Source organism: Nostoc cycadae WK-1 (genome assembly GCF_002897135.1).
Taxonomy (GTDB): Bacteria; Cyanobacteriota; Cyanobacteriia; order Cyanobacteriales; family Nostocaceae; genus Nostoc_B.
The window spans coordinates 24,803-43,533 of the sequence record NZ_DF978437.1; the positions used below are offsets into that span (position 1 = coordinate 24,803).

The following is an 18,731-nucleotide window of genomic DNA, read 5'->3' on the forward strand; positions in this document are numbered from 1 at the left end:
TTTCGTCAGGCGGTTCAATAAAATGGGTCACGGATAGCACGCTCTATCGCAATATGAGTAATTACTTAAATCAGTCCCCTTCAGCAGAACGTTCCCGATCTGATTGGGCGTTATACTGGCACAAAGTTTGGCAAAATCAACCAACAAGTATGGCGAGGGGTCATTTGTTTGCATACTTGCAAGAAGTCGGTTACAAAGCCGCAGCTAAAGTCAAACCGAAATTTACGTTGCCACAGTATACTTTAGCGGACTATTTTCAGATAGCGATCGCTTATATTGATAAAGTTTTCACAGGATTTGACCCCCGGCGACAAACTAACTTAGAAGCTTTTGCTTACACAGCATTCTGCAATCTCATCAAAGATGGGCTACTCAAAGAAGGGCTAGAAGAAGCAAGTATTAGAAGCGATTGGTCATTATTACTACACAGTAGTCAAAAGCTGCTTCATAAAGCTCTAGCACAGCGTGGGTTATCCACCACAGAAATTGAGCCTTACATTTTTGCTTGGGAATGCTTCAAGGTGATTTATGCGCCCAAAAAACCCAGAGGGAACCGCCAGCTTACCGCCCCTGATATAAGTGTATGGGAAGCGATCGCCCAACTTTACAATCAAGAACGAATTGCACAGTTACCACCATTAGATCCTAAAACTATTCAAAAATGCCTAGAAGCTTGTATTAAAGCCATTCGAGCTTATCTGGCTCCGCCTACTGCTTCTTTAGATGCGACTCTATTCAACGAAGACAATACATTACAAGACATCTTACCCAGTAGCGATGCCATCCCCTTCACAAAGCTACTAGATGAGGAAGAAGCGCAAATCCGTAAATCTCTCTGGGCAGAGATAAATTCACTGTTAAGCAATAGCATCAATAATCTTGATACACAGCAACAAGCCCTACTGAGAATGTATTACGGTGAAGGACTTACCCAAAAAGAAATATCTGTAAAGTTAGGGATATCTCAACCGACTATTGTCCGCCGACTCCAGAAATTCAAATCCGAATCCCTCATCACATTAGCTCAATGGTCGCAAACCACCCAGAATATTTCTCTGACACCAAACGTAATCAATAACATGAATGGATTAATTGATGAATGGCTAGAACAATACTACAAAAATAACAATGAAGTATAGCAGTGTCATCATTGATAAAAATCCTGTTCTCTGCGTCCACCGTTCGCACAACTTATTGCTGTGGTTTGTAACTTTCACCAGATATTGTTTTATGAGTGACCAACAAAAAGTGATTGAACTAATCAAACGTCTGCCGCCAGATGTCTCAATTCACCACATCATTCAAGAGATTGAATTCCTTGCAGCTATTCATGAAGGAGTAAATGAAATTAGCAAGTACAAGGAATATCAATTGACACAGTTGAACAGATATTAAATCATGAACTATCTTAATTCTCTACCGATATCAACAATTGCTATCGAGCCGTGTGTAGAGATTTCTGAAACCACACAAGACGCAGTTTGGCAGCAAAGTCAAAATTTTTCCACAGCCAGCACTCAATTACAAGCTTATTTAAATAAACTTTGCTTGTTAACTGTGCTACCTTGGCTAGAAGAAATATGGGGAATTATAGCCAAGCCTGCACCAAATATTGCCACCCTTAATAGCTTTTGGGAAGTGGTAAATGGTACAGCTATTACTATTAATCAAACTCGGCTAGTATTAATCCCAAGTTCAGCAATTGATATTAATGAAATTCGCGTTCCGCAAGAATGGGTTGATATTCCTAACTGGGCTGGTGATTATTATTTAGCAGTGCAAGTGAATACAGAAGATGGATGGATAAAAGTGTGGGGATACACAACCCATCTGCAACTCAAACAACAAGGTAATTATAACCCAGGCGATCGCACTTATTCTTTAGACAACGAAGACCTCATCCACGACTTAAATATGCTGTGGATAACGCGTCAACTTTGCCCTGATACTGCAACTAAAACTGAACTTCAACCTCTCCCTAACATACCACTAGCCCAAGCAAATAATTTACTAGAAAGATTAGCTAATCCTGCATTAGCCTTTCCTAGATTGGCAGTTCCTTTTAGCTTATGGGGAGCCTTACTAGAACATGGTGGTTGGAGACATAAATTATATGAACTACGCTTAGGAATTCCCGAACAGTGGTCAATTATCCAATGGGTCAAAACTGGAATTTCTGATTTAGCACAGCAAATTGGCTGGGGTTATTTAGATTTTGAAACAAATTTTAATAGTAGAGGATTCTCACCAAATAATGAGCCTGTTATTTTGTCGCGTCATTTGATAATTGCTGGTAAAAATTATGAGTTACAAGTCAAATTTTTAGGAGATAACACAGCCAAAATTTGGTGTATAGAATTGCATAGTTTATCATTACAAGGTTTAATTCCCGGCGGATTTAAATTGCGCTTGTTAACTGAAGATTTACAACCATTTCCAGATAATGAGTGCGTTGCTAATGCACCGACAGAAAAGTTAGCAATTGAATTAGAACTGGAAACAGGTGAAGGTTTAGTGTGGGAAATTGAACCAACACCAGAAAATTATGAGCGAGAAATATTGAGATTTTAAAACTCTATCAATTCTCAGCATAACTCCGCGTTGACTCAGCGCACCTCTGCGTTTAAAAAAATAGTCCCTACAATTTGACAATCTATACTTAATTTTTAAAATATGCCCCGTGCCATTATCCAAACAGATGTAAAAAAACTTTGGTGTCTACTTATTGGTATTAATGAATATCAAGATAAAAATCTTCGTTCACTACGTTACGCAGTTGCAGATTGTCAAGGATTCGCTCAAGCGTTAAAACAAGCAAATCACAAATTTATCCAAACAGAAATTATTGAGTATCATTCTCACTCTGCCGAAACACCATCACTAGCAAAAATTCGGACTAGTTTCCAGCAAATAGTGAAATCGGCTAACCCCCAAGATACAATTTTATTCTACTTTTGTGGACACGGAATGCTGGAGTCGGAAAGTCAGCAGGCGGTGTTGTGTTTAACCCATACTCAAACAGACGATTTACTCAACACTGGTTTGACAATGCAAGAACTCTTAGCAGTGTTAGGTAATTGTCAAGCTGCTCAACAAATAGTTGTGTTAGATGCTTGTCATAGTGGTAGTTTAACCCTAAGAAATTCACCAACTCCGCGGATGTTGGAACAGTTACAAAAAGTTGCTGTTCAGAAAAAACAGACAGGCTATAATCAAGGATTTTATGCCTTACTTTCCTGTGATAAAGAGCAGTTATCTTGGGAATTTCCTGATTTGGGTCATGGAGTATTTACCTATTTTTTGATTCGTGCTTTATTAGGTGAAGCGGCTGATTCTAGAGGGGAAATTGAAGTTAAGTTACTCTATAAATATATTTATCACAATACCCTTCAGTATATTGATAAACTCAACCAAGGACTGCGGTTAATTAATCAACAAAAACGTAGTCGTGGTGAAACTGATGGTTTAAAAAAAGAACAACCACAGCAAACTCCCAAATTAATTGTAGAAGCTGTAGGAGAACTCGTTATTGGGTATAAAGCTACAGAAATTGAAATGCGATCGCTCCGGCAAGCTTTAATAGTAGATGGACTATTAGATGGGGAAATAATTCCTGAGATTAGTAAAATGCTGGCTGGTGCAGGTGGCTTTGACTTGAAATATTGGCATCCCCAGGTGAGAGATTTACCGGATGTCCGCCAAGCGATTCAAAATTGCTTACTAAATCAGGAATCTGAGGAACGTTTAGAAGATGCGACATCTCTACTTTACCTGCGGGGACGAATTACAGAAACAAACACAGGTGAAGCTCTTTTAGTAATAAGTGATGAAATAAAAATAAGTCGTGATTGGTTGCGCCAAAATCTGCGTCAGTCAAATATTGCTCAACAAATTGTGGTTTTAGATTGTCTTGTAGACACACCAAATAGTGCTTCTCTCCAAAATTGGCTAGAAGATTTACAACAAGAATCAGAATTTAGTCAATGTTTAATTATTGGTGCGGCGACTGCTGAAAATGACGAAGAATTTGCCACAGCTTTGTTCACAACTTTGCAAACAGCCAACGTGCAAATAGGTTTATCGGTTGCTGGCTGGATTATGGGTGTACAGCGCGAACTTGCAGAAAGCCAAATTTGGCGAAATTATTGGTTAGGCGGAATGCAAGGAGTAATTGAAGTTTTACCTGCTACTTTACAAAAAAAATCCCAACGGGTTGATTTAGGGATTTGTCCCTATATGGGATTAAGAGCTTTTAGTGAAAAAGATGCACGATATTTTTACGGTCAAGAAGCGCTCACACAAAGGATAATTAATGAAGTTAATCATAAGTCTTTTTTGGCAGTAGTTGGTGCTTCTGGGAGTGGGAAATCTTCGGTAGTTCAAGCTGGATTAATGGCGCAAATGCGGCTAGGAAAACAACTGCCGGGAAGTGAAACTTGGTTAATTAAATATTTGCGTCCTGGGGAAAAACCTCTGCAAGAATTAGCTAAAATTATGGCAGATGGGGAGGAAAACCCATTACAAACCGAAGGATTATTACACTTAGGCGGTGAAGGTTTTGTCCATTGGTTACGCACCAGAACTGAGCCAATGATGGTTTTAGTGATTGACCAATTTGAAGAAATTTTTACGCTGGCGGCTACAGGCGATCGCCAACTTTTTTTAGATATCCTTTTAGAAGCTTTAGAATACGCAGCCGACCGCTTTAAGTTAATCATTACTCTCCGCGCTGACTTCATCTCACCTTGTCTAGAATTACCTCGACTATCGCAAAAATTACAAGCATCTCATGTTTTAGTTCCACCCCGACTGAGCGAAGAAAATTATCGGCAGATTATCGAAAAACCAGCACAGCAAGTAGAATTAAAAGTCGAGTCAGGTTTAGTGGAATTACTGTTAAGTGATTTACAACAATCGGCTGGAGATTTACCATTACTGCAATTTGTTTTAGAGCAGTTATGGGAACACCGCAACCAAAGTACTGGGGAATTAACAGTCTCTGCATATCGGGATAAAATAGGCGGGATTAAGGTAGCGCTAGAACTCAAAGCTCAAGCAATTTATGATAGTTTATTTCCAGAAGAACAGAAAATAGCGCAATGGATTTTTCTCTCTTTAACTCGTCTCGGACAGGGAACAGAAGACACTAAGAAACAAATCAAAAAATCGCAATTATTACAAAGTAAATATTCTCCAGTATTAGTAGAAAAAACTTTGCAAAAGTTCATTGATGCTAAACTAATTGTCGTGAACTTACCAGAAGATGAAACAAATATTGGGCAAAGTCGCACGGCCGATCAGATTTCTCAAGAATTAGAACTGATAAAAAGTGAAGTCTCTATAGAAGTAGCTCACGAAATTTTGATTCGCCACTGGTCAAGCTTGCGTTGGTGGCTAGATGAAAACCGCGATCGCTTGTATCAACAAGAGCGTCTAGAAAAGAAACGCAAAGAATGGGAGCAAAAGCACAAACACTCAGATTTTTTACTGCAAAAAACTCAACTCACAGAAGCAGAAGCATACTATCAAAAATACAAAGATTATCTCACACCCCAAGAGAAAGAATATATTCAAGCTAGTAAACAAGCGCGGCGAAAAAATCGTTTCTTACTAGGTAGTACCAGTACTATTACATTATTATTAATTGTTGCTTCTGGTATAGTTGCTTGGCAACAACAACAGCAGAATCAGTTGGCTCAACTTATCCGCTATAGCTCATTTAATATTATTACCCCAGATATTGCTAAAACTACAATTAATAGTCTATCGGCACTGCTAAATAATGCAGACCAACATCAAAAAGCTGGTGATATCAATCAAGCATTGGATGACTATCGGCAAATTTGGCGCATTAGTCTTAACTTACAAGAAAAAATTAGCCAAGAACCACAAAAATTTGCTGATATTTTAAGTCAAAAAAATATATTGCAACAAGCATCGCAACAAGCTGAAAAATCCTTGGCAGAAATTATTAAAAAAACTAGACTTTCTACTTTAGATGCTGAACTCCACCAAGGTAAATTTGGTGATTTAGTTGAAACTAACTTTGCCAAGTTTGAAAATCAATATACAGGCGCACTCAAAACATCTTATGCAATTTTGATGCGCGAACAAGGTGCGAAAGCTGATGTAAATAATGATGGTTATCTGACAGAAGGAGAAGAAAAACTTCTACCCTGTGCAACTCTTAAAGATATAGAAGAATTGTGGCGCAAATATACAGAAAACCGCTGTAATTGGCAGGATGAATCTACTTGTAGCGAGTTGCAAGGACAAAACCTCACCATTAAATTATCATTTCCGCCCAGTGCTTATCTTTTAAAACGGCGTTGGGAGGAGTGTCAAGTTAAATAAGAATTCAAAAATAATTGCTATCAACTGAGCAAATGTCTCTCCTCAAGCAAGATGGTCAGTTAAAATAATCAGGGTAGTCATACTTCAAAGCCAATGAATATTAATATTGATATACCTGATGAAATGCGTGTTTATGTAGAGGCACAAGTGATGGCAGGTGCTTACAGTAGCATTGGTGAATATTTTCTAAATTTGCTAAAGCAAGACCAAAAAAAGAAAGCTCAAGCCAACTTAGAAGCGCTTTTGAAAGAAGGGATTGATTCTCCAGGACAGGAAGTAACACCAGAATATTGGCAGAATTTGCGTTCTACTGTTTTAGGACAGAATAGTATAGGTAACTCAAGCAACACATGAACTATCGGTTAATTATTAAAGACCGAGCAACGCAAGATTTGCGACTTCTGGCAAATTATATATTGGTCAATGGAAATAGTGATGTAGCAGTTAAATTCTTAAATGCTGCCGAAATGACCTTTGTTCAGTTGCAAAAGACTCCAGGGATGGGAAAGGTAACGCAATTAGTTGTATCGAGTTTAGGTAAAATCCGACAATGGCGCATCAAAGATTTTCAGGATTATTTGATTTTCTATCGGATTGAAGATACCACCGTTGAAATTCTTCGAGTATTTCACGGAGCAAGAGATATAGCTGATGTACTAAGCGAATTAGACGAAGAGCTTTAACCCAAAATCAAACTTCATTTTGACGCTAAATTCTCATTACTTTGACTAACGCAACAATTCCTCTACTTGATGCTGACTCCACAAGGTTCTATACAGACCTTCTTGTTGCACTAGTTCTATATGATTGCCTGTTTGGACAATTTTACCTTTATCCATGACTAAAATTCTATCAGCGGCGGCGGCGGCAGAAAGTTGGTGGGTGATAAAAATGACAGTTTTGCGGCTAGTTCCACTAGAGAGATTTTTGAGAATTTTGGTGGCCGTTTGATTATCAACGCTAGATAAAGCATCATCCAAAATTAAGACTGGAGCATCAACTAGCATGGCTCTGGCTAAAGCGGTGCGTTGTCTTTGTCCGCCAGATAAGGTGATACCGCGTTCGCCAACTAGAGTTTCGTATTGTTGGGGAAAATTAATAATTTCCGAATGAATCTGAGACATGACAGCTACAGATTCGACATCTTCTTGTTCGCGTACGGGGTCAGCATAGCGAATATTATTTTTGATGGTGGTGCTGAACAAAAAACTATCTTGGGGAACATAGGCGATCGCACTTCGCAAATCTTCTAATACGATTTTGGTAATATCTACCCCATCTAAAAATAATTGTCCAGGCGCAATATCTAACAACCGAGGTAAGGCGTTGGCTAAAGTAGATTTCCCTGAACCAATTGCCCCAACAATGGCTACTGTTTCTCCGGGGACAATTGTAAAATTAAGATGATCTAAGGCAGGTGTCGCCATTTCTGGGTAAGTAAAGCTGAAATTTTTTGCGGTAATTTCGCCTTTTACTTCCGCCAGCGGTAAATGTACAGCATCACCTGTATCTTGAATTTTGGGTGTGACGCTGAAAATCGATTCTAAGCGATCAATACTGACTTCACCGCGTTGATAGGTGGTAATGGTAAAACCTAATAAAGCGGTGGGAAACACGAGTCGTTCTACATAAATTAGCAGTGCTAAAAAGTCACCAACTGCTAAAGTTCCCCCAGAAATACGCGTTGTACCTAACCAAATAATAATTAAAGAACTGATATTAGCTAAACCGCCAATTAACGGAAACAATACATTCCGGCTTTTTGCCAATTGCAGGTTAGCTTTTAATAGCTGCTGATTTTTTTTAGCAAAAGCTTGACGCTCGTTTTCTTCTTGAGCGTAAATTTTAATTAAGGCAATGCCGCTAATATCCTCTTGAATCAGTTCACTAATATCAGAGAGTCTTTCTTGGACAGCGGCTTGTTGTTTGCGTAGGCGATCGCTAAACAAATGCACCAACAAAAACATGAAGGGGTACACTGCTAAAGAATACAGTGTCATGTCTCGGCTAATTGTCAGCATTACAGGCAGTGTCAAAGTGTAAGCAAAAAAAGTATTGGCTAAACTTAGCACCGCGAAACCCAACAAGCGCCGGATATTTTCCACATCGCTGGTAGCGCGACTAATCAAATCCCCAGCGGTATTCGTCGCAAAATAAGCCGGCTCTAACTTCAGTAAATGTTCAAAAATCCGTTGTTTTAGGTCAAATTCTACCTGTCGTCCTACGCCAAATAGCCAGATACGAGAAGCCATGCGGATTAACCACATTGCCGAACTCAACAAAATGATGATTACAACATAATGTAGTAGTTGGTTCCAGCTAAATTGAGTTGAAAGTTTATCAACACAGCCACGAATTAACCAAGGAATATAAACGCCCAAACCATTGACAGACAACAAAGCAAAAATGCCTAATGTTGCCTCTACCCAATGAGGACGCAGGTAAGCACCGAGTTTAGCTAGTCGTCGAGATTTTGCCATTACAGCAATTTTGCAACTCCATCATCCTAAAACAAACGGATCGTAGGTTTATATTTTATCTACAAAGAATTCAGGAGTGTGTGGTCAGAATTCAGTAGAGAAAATTATTTTCTGAATTCTCCATTCTGAATTCAGGTTTTTAAATAAGGCCAGCCACTAGGGCGTAGCGTTGTGGCCTTGTTAATTTTACTTTTTTAACCCTAGGACTGGCGACCACGCAAGAAAAAGTAAACTTGGTTGAGGTAACTTTCCCAAACTTGGGTGGTAAGTTGGAGTGTTTCCGCACTGGGTACAAAGTCTTCCAGTCGCAAACCTCTTTCGCGAATTTGCTGTGGATTTTGTAATAGGTAAGGCGGAATTTGGAGATCGAAAGAGTTGAAAGCAATTGCCTTTAGCCCTAGTGTACTATTTACATCACTAGTTGTAGTTCCTGGTGCTAATGCTACGAGAACTTCCGAGCCAGTCGCCCCTTCTGGCAAATAATTTCTGACTATTTCCTGATTTGCTACAGTGGGATTAACAACTGCGGCAATTGGTGTTCTTACCAAAAAATAAGCGATCGCTGGTGTACTAGACAACAGCAAAATTGTCAACGCCCAACCAATTAAATATCCTCCTGGTTTATCTATCCCTCCACCCTTAATTTTTTGGGCGGCAAAAATCATCATTAATACTGATGCTCCCAAAGGCTTGAGGGGGAATGATATCACCCTCCATAAAGATGCCACAGCTGGTTCGTTGGGGTTAACGAACGACAAAGCTAGGACAACCAAAATAATTACTAGGACTACTCGCCCAGCAAATGTTCCTTGAGGATAGAACCTCTGGAACAACGAATATACGATAGTGCCAACAAGCAGCCACAAAAGTACGCGGCTCAACAATATGAACATAGATTAACTCTCAAATTTTCTAGTGCGATCAGCCTAGGGTTTGGAGCAAGATGTGTATTTGACCGTCAAATTGTAATCGGACTTTTACTTGACTGCAAATATTACCACCCTCACACCTAATGACTACCGTCGTAGTGATTTTAGAGCAATTTTTTGACACTGCGTCTATTATTTATAATTTTCCAGGTGAGTCAATAAATTAGGGGTGTAAGGGTATGGGGGTGTAAGGTTTGGGCTTTAGGGGAAATATAACCTGTGTTGACTTACTTTTGTCTCAGTTTCCGGCAAATTTTTTTCCCCAATACCCATACATCCCTACATCCCTACACCCATAATTAATTGAGCAATTGTCAACTCAGAGGGGAAAAACTATGTCGCCGGAAAAGCCCAGCATTTTAGTCACGGGGGGAGCAGGATATATCGGCTCCCATACGGTGCTTGCTCTTAAGCAAGCTGGTTATGACGTGGTAATACTTGATAACCTGGTTTACGGACATCGAGAGTTGGTAGAAAAGATTTTAAAAGTAGAACTGGTAGTGGGTGATACAGGCGATCGCCCTTTATTGGATGAATTATTTAACACCCGTAAGTTTGCGGCTGTGATGCACTTTTCTGCTTATGCTTACGTAGGCGAGTCGGTGACTGACCCAGCAAAATATTACCGCAACAATGTGGTCGGCACTTTGACTTTATTAGAAGCAATGCTGGCTGCGTCAATTAATAAATTCGTCTTTTCTTCAACCTGTGCCACCTACGGAGTCCCAGAAGTCGTCCCAATTCCCGAAAACCATCCCCAACACCCAATTAACCCCTATGGGGCTACTAAGCTGATGGTGGAGCAAATTCTCTCTGATTTTGATGTCGCTTATAAATTAAAGTCAGTGCGGTTCCGCTACTTTAATGCGGCTGGTGCGAATCCTGATGGTTTGCTAGGCGAAGACCACAACCCAGAAACTCATTTAATTCCTTTGATATTGCTGACAGCTTTAGGTAAGCGTGAGTCTATCTCGATTTTTGGGACAGATTACCCCACACCTGATGGTACTTGTATTCGTGATTATATTCATGTTAATGATTTAGCCGATGCCCATGTTTTGGGACTGGAATATTTATTAAAGGGTGGCGATAGCGAAGTATTCAATTTAGGTAATGGGAGTGGCTTCTCTGTGCGAGAAGTGATTGCGGCGGCTGAGTCGGTGACGGGGTTAGCTATTCCCATTCAAGAATGCGATCGCCGTCCTGGTGATCCACCTGTTTTAATTGGTAGTAGTGAAAAAGCGAGAAATATCCTCGGCTGGCGATCGCAATATCCCTCTATCCAAGATATTGTGACTCATGCCTGGCAGTGGCATCAAAAGCGACACAGTTGAAGAAGGCAGGAGGCAGAGGGCAGGAGGCAGGAAGAGTTTTAATCCTCTCTTAATTTTTCCTTCTACCCCCTGCTTTCCTCAATAACTAACTTCTTCTTATCTTTTGTAGGACAACAAAGAAAATACCAATAAGTGCCAAACCGGGAATTGCGATCGCCCAAACTGGTAAAGTGCTAGTGGTTTCTTGAGCTACATTACTGTTGACATTCTGTACTGATTGGGTATTAGCAGTACCAGCCGCGACGGTGACTTCAAACTTGAGATTAAAAGGCTTGAAACTTGTGCCTTTTGCGGGTTTACCATTTAGCTGTAATTGATAAATGCCGGGTTTTGGGAAAGTAATTGCGGCTCCGGGAATACCTTGAAAGCGTTCAGCGGCTACGGGTTGTAAGGATGGTTCGAGTAGGGCTGGCTCACTGGGGGTGTGGGGTTCGGCGTAAACTGCTAATCGGCAATTACATTGGGCGAGAGGAATAGTTTGTCCACCTTTACGGGTAAGAGCAAACCAAGCTTGTGTCGGTTCACCAGCACGAGGATTATCATTAGGTTCGAGATGGAGAGTTGCGCCGACATCTGCGGCTACTTGCACTTTATGGGCTAAGACAGGATAAATAGTAGTAATTGCGATCGCTAAACAAAACAGCAATAATACATTTAACTTTTTCTTGATTGGATAATAATTCATTCTCCCCCTGTTCCTCTGCTCTCCTGCTCCCTTTGCCCACCTGCTTTGAGCCAACGCAACAGCAACACACCAAGAGTGGCAATTCCTAACAGCAATGTTGCTAATTTATTCGCCCAAGTTGATTCTAGGGAACCCAGGTAATGGGAACCAATCAACACTGCATGAAAGGTACTTAAGAGTAAAGCCGGCACACTTAAAAGATGAATCTGTCGCCACCGCTTACCCCAAGATTTTTGCAATGATTCCCAACTAGTTAAAGCAGCAGGGGTCATTAATATCAATGCTATAGCACCCGCAGCCATCCCCCAGCGAAATTCTGCGGGAAAAAACCAAAAAGCGGCAAAATTCCATTGCAGAGAATGTTCAATCATGTGGGTGGTGTGAACGACAGATAACACAAAAGCACCCACGCCTAAAGCCCGACGGTAACGCATCGGTGCAGCCCACAGGTTACTAATTGGGCGAGCAATCAGCGCTAACATGAGACAAAATAGGGCAGCGTGTCCGGTGTAATCTACCGTTGTGTCACCAGTCCGCAATAAAGTAATTGCGCCAATGACTAGTGTCACCCAACCGCCTAAACGAAATAATTGACTGCGTCTATCTTTACTAATTAACGAAGTCGAAACACCAACCCCCAGCATGGTGGGTAAAGTTCCTGAACCAAAAGCTAACATGGTGGCTGCACCCATCCAGAGGTTACTAGTTTCTGCGGCTTTAATTTGAGCAGCATACAAGAAACCACAAGGCATTAAACCCCAAGTCATCCCTAAAAATATCGGTGTCCACCATTTGGTTTGGTAGGAAAGTTTAATCATGCCTGTACTCAGGCGATCGTGTAAATTACTTTTTAATAAAGGGTGTAATACAGGAATATGGGGCAACCAATTTGGTTTAATTTGTCCTAAGCCAAACCAAATCAGCATTATCCCGGTAATCATCGCCATCAAGCGACGAAATTCGCTGCCAATACCTGCTAGTTGCCCACCTTCAAACAATACTGAACCTAAAGCCCCAATGCCAGCGCCAACCAGAGCATAGCTTAACATTCTGCCGAGATTCAGCAAAAAGTGAAATTTTAATTGCTGTTGCCAAGTAGATGAATTTTCTGAGACAGATTTTTGTCCATTTTGCTTATGAGACAACGAAAACGCTACTGTCAAAGGGCCACACATCCCAAAGCAATGCCCAAAACTGCCTAGAAACCCTAGGATTGCTATCAGCAACAAATCTACCATATTCCTAGGAAGCACAAGGCAGGATTACGCATAAACAGCAGGGAAAACAAGAAAGTCAACGATAGTCACAAATATAATGAATGACACAGAACTTTCCCTGTATGGAACAATAAGTTAAATTTGTGCCTCTGTCAAAAGACAACTCGTCAAACTTTGGGTTTGCGCTACTCTAGGTCTGGAAGGCAAGGTTCAGTGTATGCAAAAACGGATTTGGCTGATGCTGTTGGCGCTGGTGGTAGTGGTCATAGTTGGAAGTAGAAGTATTGCGTTTAATAGTTTTTTTCTACCACGTCCTGCATCAGAGATTGTTGAGAAAATACCAGCAAAACAAGCTCAACCACAGCCCCCAGCACTGGAAATTACGCCGCAGGTTTCTGCTGAGAATTTGCTTAACCACATTCAGCAGTTAAATTTTCAACGTTACACAACAGCAGAGCGATCGCGTACTCGTACATATATCACAACCCAATTAAAAAAATTTGGCTGGAAACCACAGCTAGAAAAATTTGCTGAGGGTGTGAATATCTTTGCTGAACGTTTAGGGACTGACAAAACAGCAGGTACAATTCTTGTCGGCGCACATTACGATACTGTCGCTTCCTCTCCTGGGGCTGATGATAACGGTACTGGGGTGGCGGTGGTGCTAGAAGTTGCTAGATTACTTGGTTCACAATCCACACCACGGACTTTGCAGTTAGCTTTTTTTGACAAAGAAGAAGCAGGACTTTTAGGTAGTAAGGCTTTCGCCGCTAAAGCTCAACGCTTGGAGAATTTAAGCGGTGTAATTGTGATGGATATGGTTGGTTATGCTTGTTACACTCCTGGCTGTCAACAATATCCACCGGGTTTACCTGTGTCACCACCCAGCGATAAAGGTGACTTTTTAGCAGTGGTGGGTGATATAGAACATTTACCATTGCTGAGTGCTTTTCAGAAATCACAGCCAGATAATTTACCAGCAGTTCTCACAGTTCCTATTCCCTTAAAAGGCTTACTCACACCTGATACCCTGCGTAGTGATCATGCACCGTTTTGGTATCAAGGAGTCGGTGCTGTTTTAGTGACGGATACAGCTAATCTCCGGACTCCCCATTATCATCAATCTAGTGATCAGCCGAGTACAATTGAGCGATCGTTTTTTGCAGGTGCAGCGCAGATTGTGGTTAATACTACCACTGCTTTATTACAAAAAAGTGATAGCTTGGCAACTCAACCATCTGTTTGATACTAATACCAATTCTTACTTAAATTAGTACTGCTTTAGGTTGATGAACTGGGATTTCAATCAAAAATTTAGTACCTTCTCCTAGCATGGAATCACACCATATTTTGCCATGATGTTTTTCTGTGATAATTTGGTAGCTAATGGATAGACCTAAGCCCGTACCTTTACCAATTGGTTTGGTGGTAAAGAAGTGATCAAAAATGCGCGATCGCACTTTTTCAGGCATACCCAAACCATTATCAGCGATCGCAATCTGCACCCAATTACCAGCCTTCACTTGAGTTGAAATCCAAATTTTCCCAGGCTGTGTTTGTTGATTAACTTTTATCTGTTGTCGAGCAGATTCCTCCAGCACATCAATCGCGTTCGTTAGTAAGTTCATAAATACCTGATTGAGTTGTCCAGGATAGCATTCAACCAACGGCAATTGACTATAGTTTTTGATCACTTCAATCGCTGGAAATTCTGGTTTTGCTTTGAGGCGATGTTGCAAAATTAGCAGTGTGTTATCAATGCCTTCGTGAATGTCAACAGCTTTGAATTCAGATTCATCCAAACGGGAAAAGTTACGAAGAGATAAAACAATTTCCCGAATCCTTTCTGTACCAATTTTTATGGATTGCAGTACCTTGGTGAGGTCTTCATCAACAAAGTCAAAGTCTACATCATCCAAAGTTGCTTGGAGTGTTTGAGGCGGGTTAGGGTAGTGGTCTTGGTAGGCGTAAACCAATTTTAGTAGGTCTTGAGTGTAACTATCAATATGGGCAATGTTGCCATAAATAAAATTTACGGGATTGTTAATTTCGTGGGCTACTCCAGCGACTAATTGCCCCAGACTCGACATCTTTTCGGTTTGCACCAGTTGTAGTTGAGTATTGTGCAGCTGAGTTAAAGCTTGCTGAAGTTCTGTGGAATGCTGTTCTTTTTCAGTCAGCAGTGTTTTCACACGTTCAATCAGATTATTAAATGCAATCGCGAGGACACCTGTTTCATCCTTGGTGATCACAGGGGCTTGCAAGTCAAAGTTAGACCCTTGAGTAACTTGCTGCGCCACTTCTGTGACTAATTGCAGTGGTTTAGCAATGCTGCTGGAAATTTGCCACCCCAGAAGCAATGCCAAAATCACACAACCTAAACTTGTGATCCCAATCACAATTATCGTGGGTTTAGCTTGGGCGATCGCTTCGTCATATAACGATGACCACTCTAAAATGACTGCACCTTCTATCTGCCCTTTCAGCACTAACGGCGCAACAATTAGTTTGACTCCCTGCGGATAGTCCTCACTCTTTTCGAGATAGGTTCTGTTTTTACCATCTTGCATTGTCTGCTGAGTTTCGTTATTCGGGTCATGATCAAGAATGCTGCCAATATCTTCAGCAACAACGTCCGCTACGATCACTTTTTGCCGATTGATGATCTCAATATCTCGCTTTTTCTGGTTATGCAGCAATATAACGTGTGCTTGAATTCTGTCTGAATTTTCCAGAGAAATAGATCCTCCGTCATCATTAATATCTTGAGCAATCAAGATAGCAATCAAGTTTGCAGTATGTTCAGCTTCGGCGATCGCCAAATTTTCAGCAATTTTTTGGTTTTGGGCGATCGCAACTGCACCAACAACACTTGTTAATAAGGAAAAACCAATGAAACTTCCAACAAGCTTATGAGAAATTTTCATGGCGATAAGTCAGTCATAACCACATCAACATAAAATTATTTTTCCCATCTCCTTGCAAAAAATCCAAATATCATCATATTTTCCCGTCAGGGTGGTTTTTGCCCAACTTTGTATCTTCATTAGGTGTTAATTGTTTATAAGTGAGTGTCCAGTTCTGTTTGTTATTGAGTTGGAAATAAGAACCTTGGAAAATTAGCCGCAAAGCGAGGCGAGTTCTCAGATAATACCTAATTAAATGAGTTTCTGGCTCGGCAAAGACATCATCATAGTTTTGGCTGTAACCAAAGGGTTTAGAACAGTAACTACTACCACCCATAACTGTTAACACAAAAAATGGCGCTTCCTTATATTCATCGGGAACCATAAAAATGCCGTATACATGATGTTCGCCTAGCCACGGTTCCACGACAACTTGAGAGGCGGGTATTTGCAGTTTTTGTCTGTTTGATTTCAAAAAAGCTTCTGAGTTGCATTGAGTGTCATGTACAGGCCACCACAGTATCACAATCAATATTGAAAACAGCAGAATAAAAACATAGATAACTTTGCGACGCATACTTAACCAAGATGAAGTTTGTAGTCTGTATGTTAAGCAAAACCTTGTCGTGACCACAGCAACCTTGTCGTGACCACAGCAAACCTTGTCGTGACCACAGCAAACCTTGTCGTGACCACAGCAAACCTTGTCGTGACCACAGCAAACCTTGTCGTGATCACAGCAACCTTGTCGTGACCACAGCAAACCTTGTCGTGACCACAGCAAGTTTTGCAGCTTTGACAATTGACCATTGACACCTATCTAAGTCCTAAATTCGTCAAACAGCAAAATATTAGTTATATTCCCGTCAGAATTCATTGACAAAAATTTTTATGAGAATAAGTAGAAAAGCTCTAAATTTATTGCTAGGTTGCTTTTGTGCTGTCACAGTCACAAATTTTTTAAGTATAAATACTGCGGCAAAAGCTGCTGATACAGTTGTGTTACGTTATGGTTTGTTGGCGGAGTCGGTTTCTTTGGCGGAGTTACAAAAAGCAGCAGAGGTTGGGGATTTTCCTAATGGTTTTGAGCTTTATGGCCGCAAATTATCCTCACAACAGCGGCGCTTTCTGTTAGAAACTCTAAAAATGCCACTACAGTTAAATGTTGTGACTGTTAATAGGTTACTCAATACTCAGATTGGGACAACGATTCTCGATGATTTTTCCACAGCTGTTGTGCGTAAGGATAAAGCTGGTGTACAAGCCCTCAGAGCCGGATTAGTTATTGGTTCGACTGCACCTCAAGGTCTTTCGCTACTAAGCTTTATTGCAGCTTATCCTAGTCAAAATCTGGAAATTAATTTACCACAAATTTTCAAAATTGCAGGGAATTTTAATACGGCATTTTGGCGGACTCAACAATTTATGTTAGCGATCGCACCCCAACTTAACCACCAATCGCTACAAGTTTCTTTACCTTTTGACCCCAGTCAACCCGGTACGGCGCAAGTCCAAGTGCTGAAATTAAATTGGAATGACCCCCAGCGTAACCGCAATATTCCGGTTGATATATATTGGTCAAATGCTGCAACTGCAAATAAACCACTAATTATCTATTCTCACGGTTTAGGTTCTGTGCGGACTGATTTACGCTATCTCGCGGAACATTTAGCATCTCACGGTTATATATTTGTTGCTGTGGAACATCCTGGTAGTAACCAGACAAATGTTGATGCTGGTTTACAAGGTAAAGGTAAACTTCTCAAACCACAAGAATTTTTAGACCGCCCTAAAGATATTAGTTTTGTCTTAGATGAACTCGCCAAAATTAACCAAAATACTAACGACCCTTTAGCGGGAAAACTGGCAACTGATAATGTGATGGTGATTGGTTATTCTTTTGGTGGCGGTACAGCTTTGGCGTTGGCTGGTGGTGAACTACAACTTGATAAGCTCAAACAACGCTGTAAACAAAATTTGGCGGTGTTAAGTTTAGGCGAAACTGCACAGTGTGTTGCTCAAGAACTACCAAACAACACTTATCAAATGCGGGATAATCGCATTAAGCAAGCGATCGCTCTTAATCCTACCAGTTCTTTGATGTTTGGCGACTCTGGTTTAACTAAGGTGCAAGTCCCAACGCTGATATTAGCCAGTTCCGCCGATAAAACAACTCCGGCTTTAACTGAACAAGTTGTCGGATTTCACAAAATTCCTGCGCCTAAATGGCTGGTTGGTATCCTTGGGGGTACTCATCTCAGCGTCAAAGACCCCAGCACTACTTTAGATCAAGCAGGACAAGCCAATACACCTTTTAGTGGTGGCGAAGTTGTGGGGGAACAAGCATCAGATGTTCGCAAATTTGTCAAGGTGATAGTTTTGGCTATGGCTGCACAACTCACCCCAGAAGCTAAACAATATAGTGTGTTTTTAACACCTGATTATGCTTTTTCTGCTTCTACACCAGCATTTCCCTTCCGCATTGTGACAGAAATTCCTCCTGATGCGCTCAAAGTGGTGGAGGAATTTGTAGAAAGGTAAAAGTGAAAAGGTAAAAGGTAAAAGGTAAAAGCAAAGAATAGTTATTTTATCTCCGAGCCAGAGATCATCCTCTGGCTTGATTTATCCAGAAAATTAGCGATCGCTACCTTTTTATTGACTATATAAATTTTTCTTATTACTGATATTTGGCTTTTTGTGTCAATTTCTGTTGACTTGTCGTAACAACTTAGTTACACTTGTTAACATAAGTTTATAAATGAGAAATAAACTACAACCAAACCCGCTAACAAATAAAGATATTGTGAGAATTTGATATCTTTTGCC

At 40.7% G+C, this 18,731-nt stretch carries 15 protein-coding genes; 9 read left to right on the plus strand and 6 right to left on the minus strand.

The genetic code is table 11. The annotated features are described in order from the left end of the window. Nucleotides 1–53 precede the first annotated feature (53 nt). From NCWK1_RS22305 to NCWK1_RS22325, 6 genes are all read left to right on the plus strand, one after another. Entirely contained in the window at nt 54–1,139 is a 1,086-nt protein-coding gene (locus tag NCWK1_RS22305; protein ID WP_187308215.1) for a sigma-70 family RNA polymerase sigma factor, read from the plus strand. 91 nt (nt 1,140–1,230) lie between these two features. Then, nucleotides 1,231–1,395 (plus strand): hypothetical protein, encoded by a 165-nt coding sequence (locus tag NCWK1_RS29945; RefSeq protein ID WP_222838805.1) that lies wholly within the window; start codon nt 1,231–1,233, stop codon nt 1,393–1,395. A 3-nt stretch (nt 1,396–1,398) separates the two neighbouring features. After that, nucleotides 1,399–2,571, plus strand: a complete 1,173-nt coding sequence (locus NCWK1_RS22310; RefSeq protein WP_103126221.1) for a DUF1822 family protein — start codon at nt 1,399–1,401, stop codon at nt 2,569–2,571. A gap of 102 nt (nt 2,572–2,673) precedes the next feature. Continuing rightward, a complete protein-coding gene (locus tag NCWK1_RS22315; protein WP_103126222.1) occupies nt 2,674–6,354 on the plus strand; it encodes a caspase family protein in 3,681 nt (1,226 codons plus the stop codon). A gap of 93 nt (nt 6,355–6,447) precedes the next feature. Then, nucleotides 6,448–6,708: a ribbon-helix-helix domain-containing protein gene (locus NCWK1_RS22320; RefSeq protein WP_103126223.1), complete on the plus strand. Its 261-nt coding sequence runs from the start codon at nt 6,448–6,450 to the stop codon at nt 6,706–6,708. Further along, the gene (locus NCWK1_RS22325; protein WP_096576603.1) at nt 6,705–7,037 is read left to right on the plus strand and encodes a type II toxin-antitoxin system RelE/ParE family toxin; all 333 of its coding nucleotides are present in this window, start codon (nt 6,705–6,707) and stop codon (nt 7,035–7,037) included. Before NCWK1_RS22320 ends, NCWK1_RS22325 begins: the two co-directional genes overlap by 4 nt. Before the next feature lie 45 nt (nt 7,038–7,082). On the opposite strand, the gene NCWK1_RS22330 is transcribed toward NCWK1_RS22325, so the two are convergent. Both NCWK1_RS22330 and fraI read right to left on the minus strand, forming a co-directional pair. Further along, on the minus strand, nt 7,083–8,834 hold the full coding sequence (locus NCWK1_RS22330) for an ABC transporter ATP-binding protein (RefSeq protein WP_103126224.1): 1,752 nt from the start codon (nt 8,832–8,834) through the stop codon (nt 7,083–7,085). Between the two features lie 200 nt (nt 8,835–9,034). After that, a complete protein-coding gene (gene fraI / locus NCWK1_RS22335; RefSeq protein WP_096576599.1) occupies nt 9,035–9,727 on the minus strand; it encodes a septal nanopore formation protein FraI in 693 nt (230 codons plus the stop codon). Between the two features lie 371 nt (nt 9,728–10,098). On the opposite strand from fraI, the gene galE reads away from it, so the two are divergent. Further along, nucleotides 10,099–11,097, plus strand: a complete 999-nt coding sequence (gene galE / locus NCWK1_RS22340) for a UDP-glucose 4-epimerase GalE (RefSeq protein ID WP_096576597.1) — start codon at nt 10,099–10,101, stop codon at nt 11,095–11,097. Between the two features lie 85 nt (nt 11,098–11,182). Here galE and NCWK1_RS22345 read toward each other — a convergent pair whose 3' ends face one another. Together NCWK1_RS22345 and NCWK1_RS22350 are read right to left on the minus strand one after the other, a co-directional pair. Beyond that, nucleotides 11,183–11,782, minus strand: coding sequence for a hypothetical protein (locus NCWK1_RS22345; protein WP_187308216.1), 600 nt, complete (start codon nt 11,780–11,782; stop codon nt 11,183–11,185). Further along, nucleotides 11,779–13,020 carry an urease accessory protein UreH domain-containing protein gene (locus NCWK1_RS22350; RefSeq protein WP_103126225.1) on the minus strand — a complete coding sequence of 414 codons (1,242 nt, stop codon included), beginning with the start codon at nt 13,018–13,020 and terminating at the stop codon, nt 11,779–11,781. Before NCWK1_RS22350 ends, NCWK1_RS22345 begins: the two co-directional genes overlap by 4 nt. Nucleotides 13,021–13,216: 196 nt before the next feature. On the opposite strand from NCWK1_RS22350, the gene NCWK1_RS22355 reads away from it, so the two are divergent. Beyond that, nucleotides 13,217–14,245 carry a M20/M25/M40 family metallo-hydrolase gene (locus NCWK1_RS22355; RefSeq protein WP_103126226.1) on the plus strand — a complete coding sequence of 343 codons (1,029 nt, stop codon included), beginning with the start codon at nt 13,217–13,219 and terminating at the stop codon, nt 14,243–14,245. Nucleotides 14,246–14,264: 19 nt separating this feature from the next. On the opposite strand, the gene NCWK1_RS22360 is transcribed toward NCWK1_RS22355, so the two are convergent. Then, on the minus strand, nt 14,265–15,926 hold the full coding sequence (locus tag NCWK1_RS22360) for a sensor histidine kinase (protein WP_103126227.1): 1,662 nt from the start codon (nt 15,924–15,926) through the stop codon (nt 14,265–14,267). Between the two features lie 73 nt (nt 15,927–15,999). Further along, complete coding sequence (locus NCWK1_RS22365) at nt 16,000–16,482, minus strand: hypothetical protein (RefSeq protein WP_103126228.1); 483 nt, start codon at nt 16,480–16,482, stop codon at nt 16,000–16,002. 314 nt (nt 16,483–16,796) lie between these two features. On the opposite strand from NCWK1_RS22365, the gene NCWK1_RS22370 reads away from it, so the two are divergent. Beyond that, the gene (locus tag NCWK1_RS22370) at nt 16,797–18,446 is read left to right on the plus strand and encodes an alpha/beta hydrolase (RefSeq protein WP_103126229.1); all 1,650 of its coding nucleotides are present in this window, start codon (nt 16,797–16,799) and stop codon (nt 18,444–18,446) included. The last annotated feature ends 285 nt before the right edge of the window (nt 18,447–18,731 follow it).